Origin of the sequence: Rhodococcus sp. USK10, assembly GCF_019378875.1 — a bacterium.
Classification (GTDB): Bacteria; Actinomycetota; Actinomycetes; order Mycobacteriales; family Mycobacteriaceae; genus Rhodococcus_F; species Rhodococcus_F pseudokoreensis.
The window spans coordinates 7,017,547-7,033,516 of the sequence record NZ_CP076048.1; the positions used below are offsets into that span (position 1 = coordinate 7,017,547).

13 protein-coding genes and 1 tRNA gene are annotated in these 15,970 nt (G+C 66.9%); 10 read left to right on the top strand and 4 right to left on the bottom strand.

Features of this window, described 5'->3' with window-relative positions; translation table 11 throughout:
- Nucleotides 1–35: 35 nt before the first annotated feature.
- From I1A62_RS39125 to I1A62_RS39135, 3 genes are all read left to right on the top strand, one after another.
- A complete protein-coding gene (locus I1A62_RS39125; protein WP_219457629.1) occupies nt 36–875 on the top strand; it encodes a glycoside hydrolase family 16 protein in 840 nt (279 codons plus the stop codon).
- Nucleotides 876–918: 43 nt separating this feature from the next.
- Complete coding sequence (locus tag I1A62_RS39130; RefSeq protein ID WP_192581690.1) at nt 919–1,065, top strand: hypothetical protein; 147 nt, start codon at nt 919–921, stop codon at nt 1,063–1,065.
- Between the two features lie 260 nt (nt 1,066–1,325).
- A complete protein-coding gene (locus tag I1A62_RS39135; protein WP_219457630.1) occupies nt 1,326–5,294 on the top strand; it encodes a bifunctional diguanylate cyclase/phosphodiesterase in 3,969 nt (1,322 codons plus the stop codon).
- Between the two features lie 18 nt (nt 5,295–5,312).
- On the opposite strand, the gene efeB is transcribed toward I1A62_RS39135, so the two are convergent.
- From efeB to efeU, 3 genes are read right to left on the bottom strand one after another with little or no spacing between them, the layout of a single operon-like run.
- Complete coding sequence (gene efeB / locus I1A62_RS39140) at nt 5,313–6,593, bottom strand: iron uptake transporter deferrochelatase/peroxidase subunit (RefSeq protein WP_219457631.1); 1,281 nt, start codon at nt 6,591–6,593, stop codon at nt 5,313–5,315.
- 2 nt (nt 6,594–6,595) lie between these two features.
- Nucleotides 6,596–7,735: an iron uptake system protein EfeO gene (gene efeO, locus I1A62_RS39145; RefSeq protein ID WP_219457633.1), complete on the bottom strand. Its 1,140-nt coding sequence runs from the start codon at nt 7,733–7,735 to the stop codon at nt 6,596–6,598.
- A gap of 16 nt (nt 7,736–7,751) precedes the next feature.
- On the bottom strand, nt 7,752–8,687 hold the full coding sequence (gene efeU / locus I1A62_RS39150) for an iron uptake transporter permease EfeU (protein ID WP_219457635.1): 936 nt from the start codon (nt 8,685–8,687) through the stop codon (nt 7,752–7,754).
- A gap of 246 nt (nt 8,688–8,933) precedes the next feature.
- On the opposite strand from efeU, the gene I1A62_RS39155 reads away from it, so the two are divergent.
- From I1A62_RS39155 to I1A62_RS39180, 6 genes are all read left to right on the top strand, one after another.
- Complete coding sequence (locus I1A62_RS39155) at nt 8,934–9,704, top strand: lytic transglycosylase domain-containing protein (protein WP_124389352.1); 771 nt, start codon at nt 8,934–8,936, stop codon at nt 9,702–9,704.
- Between the two features lie 196 nt (nt 9,705–9,900).
- Nucleotides 9,901–11,187 (top strand): phosphopyruvate hydratase, encoded by a 1,287-nt coding sequence (gene eno, locus I1A62_RS39160; protein WP_219457636.1) that lies wholly within the window; start codon nt 9,901–9,903, stop codon nt 11,185–11,187.
- Nucleotides 11,188–11,220: 33 nt separating this feature from the next.
- Complete coding sequence (locus tag I1A62_RS39165; protein ID WP_219457638.1) at nt 11,221–11,943, top strand: septum formation initiator family protein; 723 nt, start codon at nt 11,221–11,223, stop codon at nt 11,941–11,943.
- Nucleotides 11,940–12,494: a DUF501 domain-containing protein gene (locus I1A62_RS39170; protein ID WP_124389354.1), complete on the top strand. Its 555-nt coding sequence runs from the start codon at nt 11,940–11,942 to the stop codon at nt 12,492–12,494. The genes I1A62_RS39165 and I1A62_RS39170 overlap by 4 nt, the downstream gene beginning before the upstream one ends.
- The gene (locus I1A62_RS39175; protein ID WP_219457639.1) at nt 12,491–13,435 is read left to right on the top strand and encodes a Ppx/GppA phosphatase family protein; all 945 of its coding nucleotides are present in this window, start codon (nt 12,491–12,493) and stop codon (nt 13,433–13,435) included. The genes I1A62_RS39170 and I1A62_RS39175 overlap by 4 nt, the downstream gene beginning before the upstream one ends.
- A gap of 50 nt (nt 13,436–13,485) precedes the next feature.
- Nucleotides 13,486–13,562, top strand: a tRNA-Leu gene (locus tag I1A62_RS39180).
- A 236-nt stretch (nt 13,563–13,798) separates the two neighbouring features.
- Here I1A62_RS39180 and I1A62_RS39185 read toward each other — a convergent pair.
- Nucleotides 13,799–14,707, bottom strand: a complete 909-nt coding sequence (locus I1A62_RS39185; RefSeq protein ID WP_257890663.1) for an HNH endonuclease — start codon at nt 14,705–14,707, stop codon at nt 13,799–13,801.
- A 335-nt stretch (nt 14,708–15,042) separates the two neighbouring features.
- Between I1A62_RS39185 and I1A62_RS39190 the strand changes: the two genes are divergently transcribed.
- Nucleotides 15,043–15,930, top strand: a complete 888-nt coding sequence (locus I1A62_RS39190) for a pentapeptide repeat-containing protein (RefSeq protein WP_219457641.1) — start codon at nt 15,043–15,045, stop codon at nt 15,928–15,930.
- Nucleotides 15,931–15,970 lie beyond the last annotated feature (40 nt).

Consider the following 15,970-nt stretch of genomic DNA (forward strand, 5'->3'; position numbering starts at 1 on the left):
CGCGAACGGTCGCGGCGGGCGCTTAGCATCGGCACATGCAGCGGATGCGCTCGGCCATGTTCGACATGGCGTTGACGTGCTCGGTGGCGCTGTGCGCGCTGTCCCTCACCCCAGCTGTGGCCGTCGCCGTTCCCGTCGCCGGAGGTGCCCGGACCGCCTACCCCGGGTACACCGTGATCGGCAGCGACGAATTCGACGGACCCGCAAATGCTGCACCCAATCCACAATTCTGGGGGTACGACCTCGGCGGCGGCGGGTGGGGCAACAACGAGAAACAGGTGTACACCGATTCCAGGCAGAATTCGCGACTCGACGGCAGCGGCCGCCTCGTGGTCGAGGCGCGCAGAAACGGTGGCGGGTTCACCTCGGCGCGGCTCGTGACCCGCGGAAAGTTCGACTTCACGTACGGCGTGATCGAGGCACGGATACAGGTGCCGTCCGGCCCGGGAATCCATTCGGCGTTCTGGACGCTCGGGACCAACATCAACAGTGTCGGGTGGCCCGCCTGCGGCGAGATCGACATCCTCGAAGTGATCGGGGATGGTTCGCGGTACCACGCGGGAGTACACGGCCCCACCGTCAGCGGCGGCCACTGGGAGCGCTCGACGGACGGCTCGATCGGCGCGAACCTCAACGCAGGTTTCCACGACTACGCGCTGATCAAGGCACCCGGACGCATCTCGGTGGGGATCGACGGGAACATCGTCGGCACCGTCACCACCGCGGACCTCCGACCCGAGGAACGCTGGGTGTTCGACGCCCCCGCATACCTGCTGCTCGATGTGGCCGTCGGCGGAAACTGGCCCGGTCCGGTCACTCCGTCCACACGCTTTCCCACCACCATGCTGGTGGACTGGGTGAGGTTCTCCCAGTGACGCCGGAGACCGGCGAATTTCACGTGTGAATAGAATCGACGACATGGCCGTGTCGAACTCCGAGTGCCGTTGCGGCCACACATTCGCCGCTCACGAGCACTACCGCAAGGGCACGTCCTGTGCGATGTGCGACTGTCCGAAGTTCCGGCGGCCGTTCCCGCGGTTGATCGGGAAACTCGTCGGCCGCTGACCGCGCACACAATTCGTCCGGATGGTTCCACGTCCCTCGGGCGATTGCCGGGATAGATGTACCGTGCGACGCACTGAACGCGTTGAAAGCTCCATTCGCGCTGCCGTCTCACTGTGCGACGGCATAACATACTTCAAGTATGTATAGGGCTGTATTACAGTACATGCATCGTGTAAAAATAGTGTTATCAAAACTTTGAATTCACATACGCATGAACGGTGTATGCGCAGTTGCGGCAGACGGCAGTTCGGGTGGTGACGATGGAACGTCGGACAGCCGAACGCGTGGAGACGTCGTCGGGTGTAACGGCGGTCCGGCTGCGCGATGCCCTGTGGCTGATCCTGGTGATGATTACCGTACCGGCGTTGCTGTTTGCGCCGGCTCTGTGGCGAGGGTGGGATCGAGCTTTTGCGACCACGGTGGTCGTCGACGTGGGCTTGCTGGTGTTCGCTCTCCTCGCGACCGGGTGCGCCGGGTGGGCGGCCTGGAGAGGACGGGGCGGTAGCCGCCGCAGTTGGCTGGCGCTGGCGGGTGGGCTGGCGGCCTGGTCGGTGGGCGAAGCCATCTGGTGCTACTACGAGGTGTGGCAAGGGCTCGAGGAGGTCCCGTTCCCCTCGCCGGCGGACGCGGCTTTCCTGCTGTTTCCGGTCGGTGCAGGCGCGGCGCTGTTGCTGTTCCCGGCGGGTGACGGCGGACAGTCCCGCACCCGGTTGATTCTGGACGGAATCATCGTGGCCGGTTCACTGTTCGTGGTGTCGTGGGTCAGCGTGCTGGGCAGCGTGTACCGCGCGGGAAGCGACACACCGCTCGCCCTCGTGTTGTCCCTCGCCTACCCTGTCGCGGACGTGGTGACCGCGACGATGGCGATCGTGGTGCTGGCCCGGGCGCGGTCCGGGCAACGTCTGACCCTCGGGTTGCTGTGTATCGGGATCATCCTGATGGCGCTGTCCGCCAGCGCATTCACGTACATCACCGCAATGGGCACGTATCACTCCGGAAGTGTGATCGACCTGGGCTGGGTCGCCGCCTTCGCCGCATTCGGGCTGGCGGCGCTGTCGAGTACGCGCGAGCCGTCGCGCGAACCGGTTCCGGTGCAGATTCCGTCTCGGACACGGTTGTGGTTGCCGTACCTCCCGTTGGTGCTCGCTGCTGCGGTCGGCCTGCAGCGGGAGCTGCCCGGTCTGGGTTCCGGCCCGATTCCCGCTGTGATCATCGTCCTGGTGGTCGCCCTGCTCGCGCGGCAGTTCATCGTGCTGGCCGAGAACCGACGGCTCTTGCTCACCGTGGCCCGGCAAGCCTTTCGCGACCGGCTGACCGGACTGGCGAACCGCGCGTTGTTTCTCGACCGGCTCGACCAGGCCGTACAGCGTCGGCGCCGGGAACCGACACCGATTGTCGTGCTGTGCATGGATCTCGACGATTTCAAGACTGTCAACGACAGCCTCGGCCACCCCGCCGGCGACGAGTTGTTGATCCGCGTCGCCGAACGGCTCACCGGCTGCATGCGGAGCGCCGACACCGTGGCCCGGCTCGGTGGTGACGAGTTCGCGGCACTGGTCGAAGGGAGCGTCGAGGATGCACTGTCGGCCGCGGACCGGGTACTCGAGGCATTCACCCCGCCGTTCATCATCGACGGTGTCGTCCTTTCCATCCGTCCCAGCATCGGGCTTACCATCGCCACGTCGGAGGTCCCCGACGCGACGACCGAGAGCCTGCTCAAACAAGCCGACCTCGCGATGTATGCGGCGAAGCGCTGCGGTGGCGGCTGCCTGCGCAGTTACATCCCGGACCGGGCGGACGCCGACGAGATCGAGGCGCTGACCGACGTCGACCGCCCGACAGACCGCCTCGTCGTCACCAGACCCGGAGAAGCCGCACACACACCGCGGCACGCGCGCCCCCTGGCCGTATCCGGAAGCGACAGCGTGCCGGGGTCGACGACGTCGCACCACCTGTCACGGCCGGCCCGGGCGAACTGGGTGGCACCGTCCGACCCGTTGCGGTGTGGCGTCACCGTCAGGCTCGGGATCCTGCTGATCGGAGTGGCCCTGCTGGGGATCTCGATCGGGTCGGAGGATCAAGCAGGTTGGATGGTGCTGCTCGAGGTGCTCTACGACGCACTGGCTCTGTCTGCCGCGCTTCTCGTCTCTGCTCGTGCATGGTGGGTGCCGACCGAGAAGAGGGCGTGGGCGCTGATCGCGCTGGGGATGACGAGCTGGGGTGTGGGTGATGTCCTGGCGACGTCGTGGGTGCCTGACGGCCAGTCGCCCTCGGTGGCCGATCCACTGAAGTTGGCGTTCTACCCACTCGTGTACGCCGGGTTGGTGGTGCTGCTGCGCGCACGGGTGCGGCGGGTGCCGACCGAGATCTGGTTTGACGCGGTCACCGCAGCGTTGACGCTGGCGGCACTGGCGGCCGCCCTCGCATTCGGCCCGATCGACTCGGTGGCCGACGGATCGCCCGCCACGGTGATCGTCGGGTTGGCCTATCCGGTGGGAGATGTGCTGCTGCTGGCACTCACAATCGGGGCGCTCGCGGTGCTGGGGTGGCGCGCCGAGCAGCGGTGGGTGCTGCTGGCCGCGGGGTTCGTGCTGTTCGCGGTGGCCGACACCGTGTACCTGCTCCGAAGTGCCGCCGGTCATGACATGGATATGTGGGTCGATGTGCTCCCGCACGTCGCGGTGATGCTCGTAGCCGTGGCGAGCTGGCGGGCTCCGGGCCGACGGAAAACGGGTCAGCGACCGGGACCGGTCATCTGGGTTCCCCCGCTGGCGTGCACCGCCGCCGCGGTCGGGCTGCTGGTGATCGATCACGATGCGCGCCTGCCGAGGCTCGCGGTCATGCTGGCAGCGCTCAGCCTGGTCGCGGTCGCGGCCCGGTTCGCGGTGACGTTCCGGCAAGTCGTCGTCCTGGCCGACAGTCACCGCGAGGCGATCACCGACGACCTCACGAACCTGGCCAACCGGCGGGCGATCGCGGCCGCGCTGACGGCCGCGTACGACGACCAGGCGGCGCAGCCGGCCGGGGACCACAACAGTCCGGGTCCGGGTCTGCTGCTGATGGATGTGGTCCGCTTCAAGGAGATCAACGACTCGTTCGGACGTTACGTGGGCGATCAATTGCTGTGCCAGGTGGCGGACCGGTTGTCGCGGTCGGTGGGACCGGGCGATCTTCCGGCACGCCTCGACGGAGACACGTTCGCGGTCCTGCTGCCTGTAGGGACCGATCTCGCAGGAGCCCGGGCGTTGGCGGGCCGTCTTCTCGAGGCATTTCGCGAGCCGTTCGACCTCGACGAGGTCACGGTGCGTATCGAGGCGTGCATCGGGATCGCCCTCTGCCCCCAGCACTGCACCAATCCCCAGGACCTGCTGCAATGCGCGGGAGTGGCGGTGTATCGCGCGAAGGGCTCCCGCCGCACGATCGCCGTGTACGACGCCACCGAATACCAGCGCAGCATCGAGGAGCGGCAGACCGTCGAGGAGTTGCGCACGGCGATCACCGATGGCGAGCTCACGTGCTACTACCAACCCAAGGTCAGCGCCTCCGACGGCCGAGTGCACGGCGTCGAGGCGCTCGTCCGGTGGGAGCATCCGCTCCGCGGCCTACTCCTGCCCGACGAGTTCCTTCCTCAGGCCGAACAGTCCGGACTGATGCGGCCACTGACGACGAGGGTGCTCGAGCTTGCGCTGGGTCAGGCGCGGAGCTGGCTCGATCGCGGGATATCACTGACCGTCGCAGTGAATCTGTCGGTCACCAATCTCCTCGACGTCGACCTGGTCGCCGAGATCAACCGACTCCTGGACGACCTTCGGTTACCCGCCGACACGCTGATCCTCGAGATCACCGAAAGCGTCCTGATGACCGATTACATCCGCGCCAGGAGGGTGGTCGAAGCGCTGCAGGGACTGGGAATCGGACTGTCGATCGACGACTACGGCACCGGCTGGTCTTCCCTGGCGTACCTGCAGGACCTGACCGTAGACGAGCTCAAACTCGACCGGGTCTTCGTCGCGCGCCTCGCGAGCGACCCTCGGTCGGTCGCGATCGTACGTTCGACGGTGGAGCTCGCGCACAGCCTGGGTGCGTCGCTGGTGGCGGAAGGTGTCGAGGACGAGGACACCCTGCGGGCGCTGCGCCGGTACGGCTGCGACGTCACCCAGGGCCACTACCACGGCCGGCCGTTGCCCCCCGACCAACTCGACCTTCGGTTGATCGGCGGGCACCGGTGACGCGAAGCGCCGTGCGGGCTACGTGAACAGACCCTGACCCCAGTACTGCCCCTCGGCGAGGCCGGGCGGGCAGACGAAGAGTGCGGAACCGACGTGCTGGATGTACTCGTTCATCGCGTCGTTTCGCGACAGGTTGAGCTGCATCGGAACGAACTGTTCCTGCGGGTTGCGGCAGTAGGCGATGAAGAAGAGTCCGGCGTCGAGGTGGCCGAAACCGTCGGAGCCGTCGGTGAAGTTGTATCCGCGACGCAGGATCTGGATGCCGCCGAGTTCCTGCGCGGATGCTAGCCGCACGTGGGCGTCGACGTCGATCACCGGGTCGTGCCCCTTTTTGGAATCGAGGTCGAGTTCGTCGAACTCGGCATTGCCGCTCAGGGGGGCGCCGGTGCCCTTGGACCGCCCGATCACGCGTTCCTGCTCGCCGAGCACGGTGCGGTCCCACTGCTCGATGAGCATGCGGATCCGCCGCGCCACGAGGTACGTGCCGCCGGCCATCCACGGCTGGTCGTCGCCGGAGGCCACCCAGACGTTCTCGTCGACGACGTCGGTTTCCTCCGCCTTGATGTTGTTGGTCCCGTCCTTGAACCCGAACAGGTTCCGCGGGGTGTCCTGGGTGGTGGACGTGGACGACGTGCGGCCGAAGCCGAGCTGCGACCAGCGGACCGAGGCCGTCCCGAACGCGACGCGCGCCAGGTTGCGGATGGCGTGGACGGCGACCTGCGGGTCGTTGGCGCACGCCTGGATCGCGATGTCGCCGCCGCTGCGCGCCGGATCCAGATTGTCCGCCCGGAAGTGCGGAAGTTCTTCGAGCGCCGCGGGTTTCTTGGATGCGAACCCGAAACGGTCGTCGAACAGCGAGGGTCCGAACCCGATGGTCAGCGTCAGCTGGGACGCCGCCAGGCCGAGCGCCTCCCCGGTGTCGCTGGGCGGAACGTAGAGCCCGTCGCCGATGGCCCCGTCCGGGGTGGCCTCCTCGCCGGCGGTCATCCGCTCGGCCATCACGGTCCACTTCTTCAGCAGCGCTTCGAGTTCTTCCCGGGACTTCGTGGTGACGTCGAACGCCACGAAGTGCATCCGGTCCTGGGCCGGCGTCACGATGCCTGCCTGGTGCTCGCCCCGGAAGGCGACGACGTCGGCATGCGAGAGCGGCGGTTCGGCGGCGGTGGCGCGCCCGACCAGTGCACCGGCGCCTGCCAGGGCGGCTCCCGCCCCGACGGCGCCGAACAGACGTCGTCGGGACACGCCTTTGCGCTCGTCCAGCGTGGTGGTCGTGTCGGTCGTACCGGTCGGATCAGTCATGACTATGCGCCTGCTACCACGCCTTGAACCTGGCTGACCTCGGCCGAGAGGGCGTCGATCTTGCGCGACAGTTCCTGGCGCTGTTGTTCGTTGACAGTGTCGTAGAAGACGAACCCGTCACCCTGGCGGTACTGGGCGAGTTCGGCATCGAGGTCCGCGAAACGCTGGGTGATGTTCGCGGCCAGTTCGGGATTGCGTTCTTCGATGATCGGCTGCAGTGCGGCGACCGCGGCCTGCGAGCCGTCGACGTTGGCCTGGAAGTCCCACAGGTCGGTGTGCGAGAAGATGTCTTCCTCACCGGTGATCTTCGACGTCGAGATCTCGTCGAGCAGCCCCTGCGCGTCGCCGGCGATCTTGGTGGGGTCGATCGTGTAGTCCTCGGCGTTCACCTGGTCGGCGAGGTACTGGACGTCGACGACGAGTTGGTCGGCGATCGCGTTGGTGTCGGGCTGGGGACCGGTCACCCACAGGTCCTTCTCCAGCCGGTGGAAGCCGGTCCATTCCTGCCCGGGCTCGAGGTCGGCCTCCCGCAGATCGAGTTTGGGGTCGAGTTCGCCGAAGCTCTCCGCCTCGGGCTCGATGCGCTCGTAGTAGGTGCGGGCGACGGGGAACAGGGCCTTGGCCTGATCGATGTTGCCGGCCTTCACGGCGTCGACGAACTGCTGCGTGGTGTCCTGCAGGGCGGCGACCTGACTGCGGATGTAGCGGCGGTAGCCGTCGGCCGCCTCGGCGAGCTGTCCGCTCTCGTCGGAGGCGCTCATCGAGTCGCCGGTGACGGTGAACTCCTGACGGATGCCGTTGCCCACCATGCCGGGCTTGCACGCGAGCTGGTAGGTGCCTGCGTCGGGCAGCGACACGATCAGCTGGCGGGTGAGCCCGGGACCGATGTTCTCGACCTCACCCATCGCCCGGTCGCCCTCGGCGTACACGTAGAACTCGGTGACCTTGCTGCCGTTGTTCGTGACCTGGAACGTGCTGCTCCCGGTGGTCCCGGAGTCGGCGCTGACGTCGCAGGTCTCGTCGCTCGCGGTGACGGTGATGTCGTCGGTGCTCGCCGTCGACTTCTCGGTACAGCCTGCGAGGGCAAGCGGCAGCACGGCGACCGAGGCGAGGGCGAAGGTGGATCGGCGCATGGTCTTCATGGGCGGAAGTTGCCTTTCACGAAACTGTTTCGTCGGGTGAGGGGGAGGCAGTGCGCTCGGGGGCCGCGGAGGCCGTCGGGGATGCGGAGGGCTCGGGTGCGCGCTTGGGTGCGGAGACGGGCCGGAGGAACAGGAACAGGACCACGACGACGTACCCGACCCAGGCGACCGCCTGCAGGACGGTCGGGTCGGGCCGGAAGTTGAAGATGCCGGCGAGGACGGTGCCGTACCAGCTGGAGGCGTCGTATCCGCCGGAGATATCGAACGCGAGTGCGGAACCGCCGGGCAGGACACCACCGACCTGCAGCGCATGGACGCCGTACCCGAGGATTCCGGCGGCGACGATGATCAGGAAGATGCCGGTGTACTTGAAGAATTTCGCGAAGTCGAGGCGGACGGCGCCGACGTACAGCAGCACGGTGAGTAGCGCGGCGGCGACGATGCCGAGCAGGAGGCCGACGAGAGGCCACGCACTGCCTGCGGTGTTCTCGGCGTACCCGACCATGAGGAGCGCGGTCTCGACACCTTCTCGGCCGACGGCGAAGAACGCGAGGGTGAGTACCGCGATCGGACCGGCGACCAGTGCCTTCTCCATGCCGGCCTCGAGGTTGTGGGAGATGGTCCGCGCGGCCTTCCGCATCCACAGCACCATGGTGGTGACGATCGCGACCGCGACGAGTGATGCGACCCCGGCGATGATCTCGGCGGTCAGTCCGGTGACGGTCGACGTTCCGTAGTGGATGACGAGGAAGATCGCCGCCACCATCGCCACGGCGATGCCGACGCCGAGCCAGACCCATTTGAGTGCGTCCTTGCGTTCGGCTTTCACGAGGAACGCGGCGAGGATCATGACGACGATGCCCGCCTCGAGGCCCTCCCGGAGACCGATCAATCCGCTGCCGAACAGCTGTGTGGCGATCGACGGCGCGGTCCCTGCGGCGAGGACGGACATGCACACTCCTGATCGAGACGACGTCGAGCTGACTGATCAGCAAGGTTGGGTAGGCAACCTTGCCGTAGGCAAGGCGAACCTTAGCCATGTGGAAAAACATACACCGCGCCTGCGCGTCCGAAGAACCCCTCACCAGCACTTTTACAACTCTTTACCTTCGGTGTGTTGCGGTGTCGTGACCCGTGTTCGGTGTGGACGCCGTCTCGCCTGGCCGGGATCGGCGAGTTCGGTGTGGATGATGGAGACGTGAACCGATATCCCGCGCGGCCGAAACGTCGTTCCCGATGGCCCGGACCGCTGTTCGCTCTCCTCGCGGCGACGGTGGTCGTGGTTCTCGCCTACGGCGCGTGCTCGCGGGAGCAGCAACCGAGGATCGCGATCCCGGAGGGCATCCCGCCCGGTCCCGGCGCGGCGACCCCGCCGATCGACATCAACGCACCCGGACGCTCCGCGGATCAACTGCACGAGTGGTCCGCCGGACTGGCCGACTCGATCGGCGTCGGAAATACCGCGCTCGAGGCGTACGGCTACGCGTCGGCGGTGATAGCCGAGACGAAACCCGAATGCGGGATCGGGTGGACCACCCTCGCCGGAATCGCCAGCGTCGAGAGCAGGCACGGCACGCACGCCGGTTCGACGGTCGGGCCCACCGGGCAGGTGACGCCCGAGATCCGGGGCATCCCCCTCGACGGCGGACCCGGCGTCGCCGAGATCCCCGACACCGACGGCGGCGCGATGGACGGCGACCCCGTCCACGACCGCGCCATGGGTCCCCTGCAGTTCATTCCCGAGACGTGGAAGAGGTGGGGTGTCGACGCGAACGGTGACGGCGTGGCCGACGCCGACAACATCGACGACGCGTCGTTGACCGCCGCCCGCTACCTGTGCGACCGGGGCGGCGACCTCACCACGCCGGACGGCTGGCAGTCGGCTCTGATGGCCTACAACCTGTCGGGGGAGTACCTCACCCTGGTGCGCGACCGGGCGTCCGCCTACTCCGTCGGGGTGCGCCCGTAATCCCTCCACCACCGCTTCGTGACGTGATCGACGCTGCATCGACAGGTGTCGCGCGGGCGGATCGCCGTCGGCGGGGCGCGCCATCCCGCGCGGGTTTCGGTGTGCCGTTACGCTGTGTCCTGGCACGATCTGGTGTCCTGGCACGATCGGACCGGTCGCTGCACAGTGCGAAGGCCAATATAAGGAGAATCAGCAAGTGTCCATCATTGAGCAGGTCGGAGCCCGTGAGATCCTCGATTCCCGTGGTAACCCCACGGTGGAGGTCGAGGTGCTGCTCGACGACGGAAGTTTCGCTCGCGCCGCGGTTCCGTCGGGTGCCTCGACCGGTGAGCACGAGGCCGTCGAACTGCGTGACGGCGGCGACCGGTACAACGGCAAGGGTGTCGAGAAGGCCGTCGAGGCCGTCCTGAGCGAGATCGCTCCGGCCATCATCGGGATCGACGCCACCGAGCAGCGGACCGTCGACCAGGCCCTGTTGGACGCGGACGGCACCCCCGACAAGTCGCGTCTGGGCGCCAACGCGCTCCTGGGTGCGTCCCTCGCGGTGGCCCGCGCGGCCGCCGAGTCGTCCGGTCTCGACCTCTTCCGTTACGTCGGCGGTCCCAACGCCCACGTCCTGCCCGTCCCGATGATGAACATCCTCAACGGTGGCGCGCACGCCGACACGGGTGTCGACGTCCAGGAGTTCATGGTCGCCCCGATCGGTGCGGCCACGTTCAAGGAGTCGCTGCGCTGGGGCGCCGAGGTGTACCACGCGCTCAAGTCGGTACTGAAGGAGAAGGGTCTGGCCACCGGTCTCGGTGACGAGGGCGGCTTCGCACCCGACGTCGCGGGCACCAAGGAAGCCCTCGACCTGATCAGCGTCGCCGTCGGCAAGACCGGCCTGGTGCTGGGCACCGACGTGGCGCTGGCGCTCGACGTCGCCGCCACCGAGTTCTACACGGACGGCACCGGCTACAAGTTCGAGGGCAGCAACCGGACCGCGGACGAGATGGCGGCGTTCTACGCCGAACTGGTCGACGCGTACCCGATCGTATCCATCGAGGACCCGCTGGACGAGGACGACTGGGACGGCTGGGTCGCCCTCACCGATCAGATCGGCAACAAGGTCCAGCTCGTCGGTGACGACCTGTTCGTCACCAACCCGGAGCGTCTGGAAGAGGGCATCGTCAAGGGCGCCGCGAACGCGCTGCTGGTGAAGGTCAACCAGATCGGCACGCTGACCGAGACCCTCGACGCCGTCGACCTCGCGCACCGCAACGGCTACAAGACGATGATGAGCCACCGGTCCGGCGAGACCGAGGACACCACCATCGCCGACCTCGCGGTCGCCGTGGGCAGTGGTCAGATCAAGACCGGCGCCCCCGCACGCAGCGAGCGTGTCGCCAAGTACAACCAGCTGCTGCGCATCGAGGAGAACCTGGGCGACGCCGCCCGCTACGCCGGTGAGGTCGCCTTCCCGCGGTTCGCATTCGAAGGCTGACGTTCGACAGTCGAGTGAGGGGTGTTGGGGTAGGTGGCACAGCGCGGCAGGCCGCGGTCGTCTGGAGCAAGTCCGGGCGGCCGTGGCACCGGGCGTGGTGAACGGGGCCGCGGAAGTCGCGCGGAGGGCGCTCCCGGAGCGCGACGCCCCCGCACCACCAAGTCGACGACGCCGGGGCAGGCCGACGGCAAACCGGACGCCGTCGACAGCGCCGACACCGGCAAGGTGCTCCCGGGCCGCGCCCGCCCGAGACGGGTGGGCGCGACCGGGGCCGCCCGCATACCTCGGTCCGAGCACAAGATCCTCGGGCTGTCGACGGGCCAGGCGCTCGTCCTCGTCATGGTCGTGCTGCTTCTCGCCCTCACCCTCGCGGTTCCGCTGCGCAACTACCTCACCCAGCGTGGTGAAGCGGATCGTATTGCGGCGGAACAGGTTCAACTCGAGAAGGATCTGCGGGAACTGCGGATCCTCGAGGAACGCTACTCGGACCCCGCCTACATCGAGGCGCAGGCGCGGGGACGGCTGCGGTGGGTGAAGCCCGGCGACACCCCGTTCCAGGTGCAGCTGCCCGGCGACTACAAGGAGCCGGAGAAGCCGGAGGAGAAGGACGCCGAGATGGAGGGCCCCTGGTACTCCGACCTGTGGAAGACCATTTCAGAACCGCCGGCCGCGCCCGAGGTGCAGCCGGCACCGGCTCCGGCGCCCCCCGTGGTGCCGCCGCCCGTACCGCCAGAACCAGGAGAACCCACCGGGTGACCACTTCGTCCGACCCGTCCAGCCCCGTGCCGCAGGAAGACCTCGACGCCGTCGCCGCCCAACTCGGCCGCGAACCGCGAGGAGTGCTCGAGATCGCGTACCGCAGTCCCGACGGCGCACCCGGCGTCGTGAAGACCGCGCCCAAACTTCCCGACGGAACGCCGTTCCCGACGCTGTACTACCTGACGGACCCGCGACTGACCGCGGAGGCCAGCAGGCAGGAGTCCGCGGGTGTCATGCGTGAGATGACCGAACGTCTCGGGCAGGATCCGGAACTCGCGGCCGCATACCTGCGCGCCCACCAGTCGTATCTCGCCGAGCGCGACGCCATCGAACCCCTGGGAACGGACTTCACCGGCGGCGGCATGCCCGAGCGCGTCAAGTGCCTGCACGTGCTGATGGCCCACTCGCTGGCGAAGGGGCCGGGCGTCAACCCGCTCGGCGACGAGTCGGTGGCCCTCGCCGCGTCCGCGGCAGGCGGAAAGCTGAGGGGCACCGCGATTCCCGCGGACTGGCCCGGCATCGACGACATCGAAAGTCCCGAGCAGTGACGCGCGTCGCCGCCGTCGACTGCGGCACGAACTCCATCCGCCTCCTCGTCGCCGACGTCGACGACAAGGGCGCACTGCACGACGTCCGCCGCGAGATGCGCGTCGTCCGGCTTGGGCAGGGTGTGGACGCCACCGGGCGGCTTGCGCCCGAGGCCATCGAACGCACCCGCGTCGCGTTGACCGAGTACGCCGGAATGATCGCGGACGCCGGCGCCACCGCCGTCCGCATGGTGGCCACGTCCGCCACCCGCGACGCGTCCAATCGGGAGGACTTCTTCTCGATGACCCGCGACGTGCTCGGCGCCGTCATCGCGGGCGCCGGGGCCGAAGTCATCACCGGCGACGAGGAAGCACGACTGTCGTTCAACGGGGCGGTCGGGGAACTCGATCCCTCCCAGGGGCCGTTCGTGGTCGTGGACCTCGGCGGCGGTTCCACCGAAGTGGTGCTCGGCGACGAATCCGTCGTCCACGCAGCGTTCTCCACCGACATCGGATGCGTGCGCATCACCGAGCGCTGCCTCCACGACGACCCGCCGACACAGGCGCAGATCGAGGACGCCCGGGTGTTCGCGCAGGAACGCCTCGACGACGCGTTCGCGCGCGTTCCCGTCGAACAGGCCCACACCTGGGTCGGTGTCGCCGGCACGATGACCACGATCGCCGCACTCGCGAAAGAACTGCCCGAATACGACGCCGAACAGGTGCATCTCTCCCGCATCCCGCTGCCCCGGCTGCGGGAAGTCTGCACCGCGCTGATCGCCATGACCCACACCGAACGCGCCGCGCTCGGACCGATGCACCCCGGACGGGTCGACGTCATCGGCGGCGGAGCGATCGTGACCCTCGCCCTCGCCGACGCATTCGAGAAAAAGGCCGGCATCGACCAACTCGTCGTCAGCGAACACGACATCCTCGACGGAATCGCCTTGTCGATCGCCTGAGCTAGGGTGATCTGCGCACGGTCACCGAGCAACACCCTCGGCGGCCGGTAGCCCCTATAGCCCAATTGGCAGAGGCAGCGGACTTAAAATCCGCCAAGTGTCGGTTCGAGTCCGACTGGGGGCACCACATCGCCGCAGTTAGGGGCATTCCCGTCTCGCGTTACGAAGGTGACGTTGACCAGGTTGCGGCGTGGCCGCATTGGATGGAGCGGCACGAGCACGACAAGGACCGAGACGTCCGTCCGATCGGAGGCCGAAGGGGCGGTGGCACATGCATTGGATGGCGGACTGGTCGTTTGAGGTGTGCGAGCCGGCGGAGTGCGAGAGCACGGGGCAGGCGATATGACGCTCCACAGGCACGCCCTATCCCGCCGCGATGATCTTGTTCGACTTCGTCCGGTTGCACCGCCAGCACAAGGTTTGGAGATTCTCCGGCGCTGTCAGACCGCCCTTGGACACAGGCATGATGTGATCCACCTCTAGCAACAGATGCGGTTCCGCCGACAGAGAAATCGAGCAGTACCGGCAAGTGTGGTTGTCACGGGTCTTGATCATGTTGCGCAGCGTTGTGGTCATGAGCGCGCGCTGGCCGGCCGCGCTCTTCCGCCACTTGATCTTCTGCGACATAGTTTCGATCAGCACGTCGATCGTCTGCCGGTTGAGAGTGACAGATGATCGCTGGCCGCTGTTTCCACCGGCACTGACGTACTCGAAGGCATAGACCGGGTACGGCACGCTGATCGGCGACAACTCGACTCCGACGTGCTTCATGAGCTCGTCGGAGTAGTGCGCGAGGATGAACTTCGGCGGGTTGACCATTTGTGTGATGCCGGCCTCCCGCTGCTGAAGATTCGTGACCGCATCCTCGAGGCGGGTGATGCCGTCCCCGAGGCTCTCCACCTCGGCGAGATCTTCCTCGTTGGCCCTGATGTCGAAGTACTTCATGAGGTACTTGATCGGGTCGACGCTGGCGTTGCGAACGACCTGCAGCGAGCAGTTGTGAACGTGCGGAGACTGATAAGTGGCCAGGTTGCGGTCACGCCGGTACTTGTGACGGCTGGTGTTGTCGAACGTCGCCAGGTGCGCCCGAGCACCGGTCGATGAACCGCCGAGTACGAACGTTCCTCGCCTGCGAAGTAGCGCTCCTTCAGGATGTGCCGGATGAGCCGGTACACGAGATAGCCAATTCCTGCGACGAGGGCGACCGGCCAAAGAGCCTGGATCGCTGCAACCACAATGCCGGCGAGGAGTAGAACCCCGATCACCTGCCACATGTTCTCACCTCCGGTTCGACGGGAAGCGCGAACCCGCCCCCGTGCCGGTGAAGTATGCCCGGCCCGACCGACAGAAATCGGGTGCGCAGCAAAACAGTTGGTCGCGACGACTCGGCGGCGAACACGAGCACTGCCCAGAAGAGCAACGTGTGCCGCCGTATTCACACCACTGGGGCCCGATAGCCGCGTGTGTGCAGTAGGCCGCGTCTGGTCCAACCCGAGCGCGGACGTTCTGACCTCCAGTCGTGTCGTATGTACGTGGAAACCTCTGTCCACAGTGTCGATGAATGCAGGCGCTGGGGCTGAGTGTCAGCACTGGCAGAGGGGGTAAGTATGTTCGATGGGCTCACACAACCGGTGGCTACGTTGTTGGCCGGTTCGGCAGTCGCACTCGCTGCCGTGGTCACGTTTCTGAGCGGCTGGCTGACCAGGAAGCTCGATCGCGAGCACTTCCGGACGGCGCGCGAAGGTGAGCGGCAGCAGTTCGAAGCGAATGAGAATGCAGAACGTGAGCGCGACCGACGCGATAGATACGCCACGCATTCCGCACAGCTCGGCCACGAATCATCTGCGGTTCGCCTGGCAGGAGCTTATGGTTTGGCGGCGCTCGCAGACGAGTGGGTCCGGACCGATCAGGGTACGGACGCGCAGACTTCGGTCGATCTGCTGCGAGCCTATCTGCGTATGGGTGTAGACAGTGGATCCGTCGGACTCAGTGCTCGCGAACGGGAATTGCGAAAAGCGGTAGTCGAGGCGATTGCGCGTCGCGCCGATTGGTGGTTGCGCTCGGTGGGTGCTGACGCCAAGGACGTCTGGTGTCATCTCGATACGGATCTCTCCGACAGTTGCTTGGTTTCGATTGATCTCTACCGGGCGCACCTTGCCGGCATCACCTTGTCGGGAGCGGATTTGTCCGGCGCAGTCCTGTCGAGAGCAGATCTCGAGAATGGGATTCTGGATCGAGCGATTCTCGTAAATGCGAAGTGCACGGGAATCTACGCGCGCGGGGCGGATTTCGAACACGCCGACCTTCGTGGCGCAGATCTGCGTTATGCGAATCTGACCGAAGCAAATCTTAGCGGTGCAGATCTACGTGGCGCCGATTTGACTGGTGCCCAACTCAACGGAACGTGTCTGGAGGGTCGCCGGGGCGGCATGAGCACCGGCTACGCGCGGAGATGGCGAGACAAGTTCAAGCCAGCGCGTGAGCCCGTCCACTGAGCGAGAAAGTAAGGGCCAAGGCGGAGCGACCCCGCCGCAC

Excerpts from the sequence above, each read along its gene's own strand:
- I1A62_RS39125 (WP_219457629.1), top strand. The coding sequence starts at position 36 with ATGCAGCGGATGCGCTCGGCCATGTTCGACATGGCGTTGACGTGCTCG.
- I1A62_RS39130 (WP_192581690.1), top strand. The coding sequence starts at position 919 with ATGGCCGTGTCGAACTCCGAGTGCCGTTGCGGCCACACATTCGCCGCT.
- I1A62_RS39135 (WP_219457630.1), top strand. The coding sequence starts at position 1,326 with ATGGAACGTCGGACAGCCGAACGCGTGGAGACGTCGTCGGGTGTAACG.
- efeB (WP_219457631.1), bottom strand. The coding sequence starts at position 6,593 with ATGACTGATCCGACCGGTACGACCGACACGACCACCACGCTGGACGAG.
- efeO (WP_219457633.1), bottom strand. The coding sequence starts at position 7,735 with ATGAAGACCATGCGCCGATCCACCTTCGCCCTCGCCTCGGTCGCCGTG.
- efeU (WP_219457635.1), bottom strand. The coding sequence starts at position 8,687 with ATGTCCGTCCTCGCCGCAGGGACCGCGCCGTCGATCGCCACACAGCTG.
- I1A62_RS39190 (WP_219457641.1), top strand. The coding sequence starts at position 15,043 with ATGTTCGATGGGCTCACACAACCGGTGGCTACGTTGTTGGCCGGTTCG.